At 64.2% G+C, this 1,035-nt stretch carries 1 pseudogene; it reads left to right on the forward strand.

The features are described from left to right. Positions 1-1,035 (forward strand): annotated as a pseudogene (locus Q8Q88_RS24300) (DNA-directed RNA polymerase subunit beta'); the annotation flags it as partial.

Here is a 1,035-nt window from a genome sequence, read left to right on the forward strand (position 1 = left end):
CCCAAGCTGATCGAGGGTAAGGCCATCCAGCTTCACCCGCTGGTCTGCGCGGCCTTCAACGCCGACTTCGACGGCGACCAGATGGCCGTCCACGTGCCGCTCTCGCTGGAAGCCCAGCTTGAAGCCCGCGTGCTGATGATGTCGACGAACAACATCCTGTCGCCCGCCAACGGCCGCCCGATCATCGTGCCGTCGCAGGATATCGTGCTCGGCCTCTACTACCTGTCGCTGGCCAAGCCCAACGAGCCCGGTGAGGGCAAGATGTTCGGCGAGATGTGCGAGATCGACGCGGCGCTCGACGCCGGCGTCGTGACCCTGCACACCAAGATCAAGGCCCGCCACTCCGAGATGGACGCCGACGGCGTCCTGGTCCGCAAGCTGATCGACACCACCCCCGGGCGGATGAAGATCGCGGCTCTGTTCCCGCACCACCCGGCCATCGGCCACCGGCTGCTGGAAAAGAACCTGACCAAGAAGGAGATCGGCAACCTGATCGACGCTGTCTACCGCCACTGCGGTCAGAAGGCGACGGTCATCTTCGCCGACCAGATCATGGGTCTGGGCTTCCGCGAGGCGGCCAAGGCCGGCATCTCGTTCGGCAAGGACGACATCATCATTCCCGAGCGGAAGAAGCCCATCGTGGCCCAGACCCGCAAGCTGGTTGAAGAGTACGAGCAGCAGTACGCCGACGGCCTGATCACCAAGGGTGAGAAGTACAACAAGGTCGTCGACGCCTGGGCCAAGGCCACCGACCGGGTCGCCGACGAAATGATGCTGGAGATCTCGACCGCCGAGACGGACGAGAACGGCCGTGAAAAGGAGATCAACTCGATCTTCATGATGGCCAACTCCGGCGCCCGCGGTTCGCAGGCCCAGATGAAGCAGCTCGGCGGGATGCGCGGCCTGATGGCCAAGCCCTCCGGCGAGATCATCGAGACCCCGATCATCTCGAACTTCAAGGAAGGCCTGTCGGTCCAGGAGTACTTCAACTCCACCCACGGCGCCCGTAAGGGCCTGGCCGACACCGCGCTGAAG

The sequence above is a fragment of the Phenylobacterium sp. genome, assembly GCF_030697925.1.
GTDB lineage: Bacteria > Pseudomonadota > Alphaproteobacteria > Caulobacterales > Caulobacteraceae > Phenylobacterium.